The organism is Bacillus sp. JJ1474, assembly GCF_036965225.1.
Classification (GTDB): domain Bacteria; phylum Bacillota; class Bacilli; order Bacillales; family Cytobacillaceae; genus Cytobacillus.
On the sequence record NZ_JBALPC010000235.1, the window covers coordinates 1 to 4,552 of the forward strand.

Annotated in this window: 5 protein-coding genes; 2 read left to right on the forward strand and 3 right to left on the reverse strand. The window is 37.0% G+C overall.

Translation table 11 applies throughout. From position 1 onward, the window contains the following. Nucleotides 1-16 precede the first annotated feature (16 nt). Nucleotides 17-343: a DUF5643 domain-containing protein gene (locus V7164_RS23110; protein ID WP_438824743.1), complete on the forward strand. Its 327-nt coding sequence runs from the start codon at nucleotides 17-19 to the stop codon at nucleotides 341-343. 187 nt (nucleotides 344-530) lie between these two features. Here V7164_RS23110 and V7164_RS23115 read toward each other — a convergent pair whose 3' ends face one another. From V7164_RS23115 to V7164_RS23125, 3 genes are all read right to left on the reverse strand, one after another. Beyond that, the gene (locus tag V7164_RS23115; protein WP_335346788.1) at nucleotides 531-1,397 is read right to left on the reverse strand and encodes an RNA polymerase sigma-70 factor; all 867 of its coding nucleotides are present in this window, start codon (nucleotides 1,395-1,397) and stop codon (nucleotides 531-533) included. A gap of 14 nt (nucleotides 1,398-1,411) precedes the next feature. Beyond that, nucleotides 1,412-2,686, reverse strand: a complete 1,275-nt coding sequence (locus V7164_RS23120; protein WP_335346789.1) for a phytoene desaturase family protein — start codon at nucleotides 2,684-2,686, stop codon at nucleotides 1,412-1,414. A gap of 125 nt (nucleotides 2,687-2,811) precedes the next feature. Then, nucleotides 2,812-3,441, reverse strand: coding sequence for a homoserine/threonine efflux transporter (locus V7164_RS23125; protein ID WP_335346790.1), 630 nt, complete (start codon nucleotides 3,439-3,441; stop codon nucleotides 2,812-2,814). A gap of 140 nt (nucleotides 3,442-3,581) precedes the next feature. Between V7164_RS23125 and V7164_RS23130 the strand changes: the two genes are divergently transcribed. Next, nucleotides 3,582-4,409: a TrmB family transcriptional regulator gene (locus V7164_RS23130; protein WP_335355347.1), complete on the forward strand. Its 828-nt coding sequence runs from the start codon at nucleotides 3,582-3,584 to the stop codon at nucleotides 4,407-4,409. Nucleotides 4,410-4,552 lie beyond the last annotated feature (143 nt).

A 4,552-nucleotide genomic window follows, 5' to 3' on the forward strand; every position in this document is an offset into this window, starting at 1 on the left:
GGCATAAAAGAAATCAATACCAATTAATAAGTATATTACACTAGAGGATGGTCAGAAAGTGACGGTAGAAGAGTTGATATTAACTCCTGTTTCAACAATGATTACTTACAAAATGAATGATATTTCTAATGACCTTCACTTTAGGATTGAAGATCAAAATGGGATGGAATTGCAAGAATTCTCCGCACGGACTTCAAGTTATATTAACTATTATAGATTTATAGCATTAGAAAACAACATAACCAAACTTAGGATCATTCCATATATCTATTCTAATGATGCAGGAGTAGATAAAAACGGGGTAATTCTCTATGACGAAATTTTTGAAATAGATGTGAAATAAAGTAAGGGTTACAATGTTTGTGTCACTTTTGAATGACACAAACATTGATTCAAAATGAGACAAAATCTTGATTTATCGCCATTCTAATATTACAACGTTTGTCTCACTAGTCATTAACTATTCAACAAATACCCCTTTAGCCCAACGACAGTTCAGGCCATCTACAACAGATGGCCCATTTATAACATTATTTGTTTAAATGAATTAGTTTATCAGGATTCGAGACCATGTAAATCTTGGCTATTTTTCCATCGTTTACTTCAATTGAAACCACATAATCGATCCTTCCATCAATTATTACGACCATACCCGGACTGCCATTCACATTTTTAAATTGGTAAGCAGCATTCTCAGGAAGTTTAGTAATGACGCCTAGTAAGAAACGTGCAATATGATCCGCACTGAAGATTGGCCGCAATGCAGCAGTAACTTTCCCGCCACCATCCGAATAGAAAACGGCATCCTTTGTTAACATCGCATGAATCAGATCAATATTTCCGTCAAGGACGGCCTGAGAAAATTTTTCTATATATGTTTTCGAGTGGTGTTTATCAGACTTTTCAGAATGCGTTTTGTGCATAATTCCCTTTTTTGCCCGATGAAAAATCTGCCGGCAATTCGTGCTGCTTTTCCCTACGATTGAAGCAATGTCTTCATATTCATATTGAAAGACTTCACGCAACAGAAAAACGGCTCTTTCAACTTCGGTTAATTGTTGTAACAGCAATAAATAAGCCATCGATATGGATTCCTTTTTATCTAAAGAAATAGATGGATTGTCTATATCATCTTCTACAATTGGTTCGGGTAACCACTGTCCAATATAGACTTCCCGCTGTTTTGCTGCGGATCGCAGTTTATCAATGCACCGATTCGTTACGATTTTACATAAATAGGCCTTCAAATTATTAATTTTGGTCTCGTTATCCGCCTCTCCCAATAAAATAAAAGCTTCGTGCACGATGTCCTCTGCATCCATTGCACTCCCAAGCATCCTATAGGCTAAGGAGAATAGTAATGGTTTATAGGTTTGATAAACCTGGGCCATTTCCAAAATCAATCACTCTCTCATACTAAGACTTTACTTTTTTCCAGAATATGCGCGGCCGCCCGCTTTCCGCTCGCAACAGCCCCATCAGCCAATAATTCATCATGGCCTGCCCAATCTCCTGCAATGTAAAGTCCTTGCGTTGATGGAACTTCAGGTCCAATGGGATCATGCCGGCCAACTCTTGGGAAATCATGCACTACGGTGATTTTCGGCAAAAATTGTTGTGTGATAACCGCTTCCCTCCATCCTGGGTGGAGGAGATCCATTAATTTTTCCAGTTGTTCTTTATTTGTAAGAGGATCATAACCCTGGTATGTCGGATCATGATATTTTACTAAATGAACAACGGCATTACCTTCTTTACATACTTTAGCGGCCCTGGATTCATTAGTGAAAAAAATAGGCTGATCCAAGCCTATTACAAACTGATGGTCTGGATTAGGCAAATGGGTCAAACAGAGATCCAAACACGTTGCGGTAATCGGAACCGCCTGCCTTTTCCATAAAGATAGTGTAGAATTTTCAAGCAAACGACAGGCTTCATTAGGTGGTACTGCTATAATAATATTCTCAGCTTCAATGGTTTCGCCACTTGCACATTTAATGGTGTTTAATGGATGTCTGGATTCTACTTTTTCCACCTTACAATGACATCTTATTTTTACACCTAGACTTTCTGCCTTTTTTCTTAAATCCGCAACGATGGTCTCCCAACCGCCATCGACATAAATTACACCTGTTTTCAGTGTTCTTTGAAGTTGCCTTAAAACGGGGCGGGCTAGCTGAAGATGCGGGGCAAACGTATAAGTTGTTGTACGGCATAATGCATAAAAATGGTGCCTGATCATTGGACTTTTTATTTCTTTTTCTGCCCAGTCACTTAAACTAACTGTCATTATATTATCTATATTCATTTTCCAAATCTGAATGATCAACTGAGTAAATTGGATTTTTTCTGACCAAGAAATCACTGAAGACTTGAGAAGTGAACCTAGTCCAGTTGCAAAGGGAACCACTTTGTTTTTCCAAATACCATGCGTTTGAACAATCGCATTTTTTCCACTAATTTCAACACCAAGCTCTTTAAAAATAGTCATAGCTTCTCCACCCGAATACAGTGCATGAGCTCCGATGTTAAACAGTGCACCGTTTTCGTTATTAGTCATGGATCGCCCGCCAAGACGATTGGATTTATCAAATACAATGACATTTTTACCTTCCTTTGCTAAGTAATTGGCTGCCGTTAACCCTGCCAATCCACCGCCGATGATGGCTACATCAACTTTTTCCATTAAAATTCCCCCTTCATTCGTTCTACCCTCAAGACGATTGAAGGAAAGATTTTGTGACAAAATGAATAAAAAAACCGTTCAAATTTCTGAACGGAGAGAATCAAATTATGCGTTAGTTAATTTATTCAAATTCCTGTTTTTATGCCAAAACCTACTAAAATTAGACCGGTTGATTTTTGGAATGCCTTCTGGAATTTGGAGTTGTTCAACCACTTTTTGGCGTAATCAATTAGATAAACTAGAACCAAAAACCACGATACAGCGAGTAGGGTTAGGATTAAGGCTAATACAATCAATTGCTGGTCTACATTTTCATTCAAATTGATAAATTGCGGCATGATTGTGATATAAACTATAACAGTCTTTGGATTAAGAATATTACTAAGTAACGCTTGCATGAAGGAATCTTTATTATATCGATTTGAATACTCAATAGGTGTATTTGCTTGAGCTTGAATTTCTTTTATAGAAAATACGCTTTTAGCAAAAAAACTTTTTATTCCTAAATAAATTAAGTATGCGGCTCCCAGATATTTGATGGTACTAAAAAGAATGACAGACTTTGCAATGACAACAGATAATCCAAGAATAGCAATTAGCGTCCAAAAAGAAAGCCCTGTTGCCATTCCGAGAACCGTATACCGTCCAGCTTTTGTACCATAGCTAAGCGTGTTTTTCACAAGGAGCATAGTATCTGCCCCTGGTATAATAACCATCATTGCAGCAATTGATATGTATGTTAGTAAGCTATCCATACTATTTCTCCTTCCTTCTCATTATAGTGACTACTTAGGTAACTACTCGTAAAGTATATCAGATGATTTTGGAAACAATCAACAGATTTTGCTAAAATATTAGTTACAAAGGTAGCGACTAAGGTTTTGTTGGAGGGCTTATGAAAGAAAATATTTTAGAAATATTAAAAAATCTTAATTTTACCGAATATGAAGCGAAAGCATACCTTACTTTATTGGAAGAATCGCCTCTAACCGGCTATGCAGTAGCAAAAAATTCCGGTGTACCACGTTCAAGAATATATGAAGTTCTGGACAGTCTCGCGATGCGAGGAGATATTCTGGTTAGTCCTGGAAACACACCACAATATACGCCTGTTCCTGCAAAGGAGCTAATTAAAAGCCGCCGAATGAAAGCAGAAGAAAATTTTGAACTGGCAGAAAAATCATTAGCGGAGTATGAACGGTCTGCAAATGACCGTGAAAATATTTGGAATATCACGGGACGCAATGAAATACTCGAAAAGGTAAAGGCTTGTATATTATCTGCTAAAAAAAGAATTCTTTTAGAGGTCTGGAAAGAAGAGTTCGAAGAGTTGGAGTCTGAATTAAGACTGGCAGCAAAAAGAGGGGTCAATGTAACGATTATTGCTTACGGGGAAATCTTATCTGATTTTGCTAATGTTTACCTCCATTATATGGGTCATGAAATTACAGAAGAGTATGGTGGAAGATGGATTGTTATTAGTGGAGATGATTCAGAAGTAGTAGCAGGTATTGTCTCGCTAGGTAAAGATAGCCGTGCAGCATGGACAATGCATGTAGGTTTAGTCATGCCAATTACAGAATTCATCATTCACGATTTGTATCTTATGGAAATTATGGAGAAACATAAAGAACTTTTAGAGGAGAGTTTTGGGAAAAACCTAGTGAATTTACGCCGTAAATTTTCTATCCATCCAGATTTTAAAAAACATTACATGGACTAAATTTATACTATTTTTGTTGTTACAGCATAAGAAGAAAAGCATTATTCATAGCAAATAATGCTTTTCTTTTTAATGTAACAGGTATTAGAGTTCATAAGTACATAGCCATTGATCTTCAACAATCGGGCGCGTTTATTTAGGAA

Bases quoted from the DNA above. Each gene is read 5' to 3' on its own strand.
- V7164_RS23125 (WP_335346790.1), bottom strand. From the start codon at position 3,441: ATGGATAGCTTACTAACATACATATCAATTGCTGCAATGATGGTTATT.
- V7164_RS23130 (WP_335355347.1), top strand. From the start codon at position 3,582: ATGAAAGAAAATATTTTAGAAATATTAAAAAATCTTAATTTTACCGAA.
- V7164_RS23120 (WP_335346789.1), bottom strand. From the start codon at position 2,686: ATGGAAAAAGTTGATGTAGCCATCATCGGCGGTGGATTGGCAGGGTTA.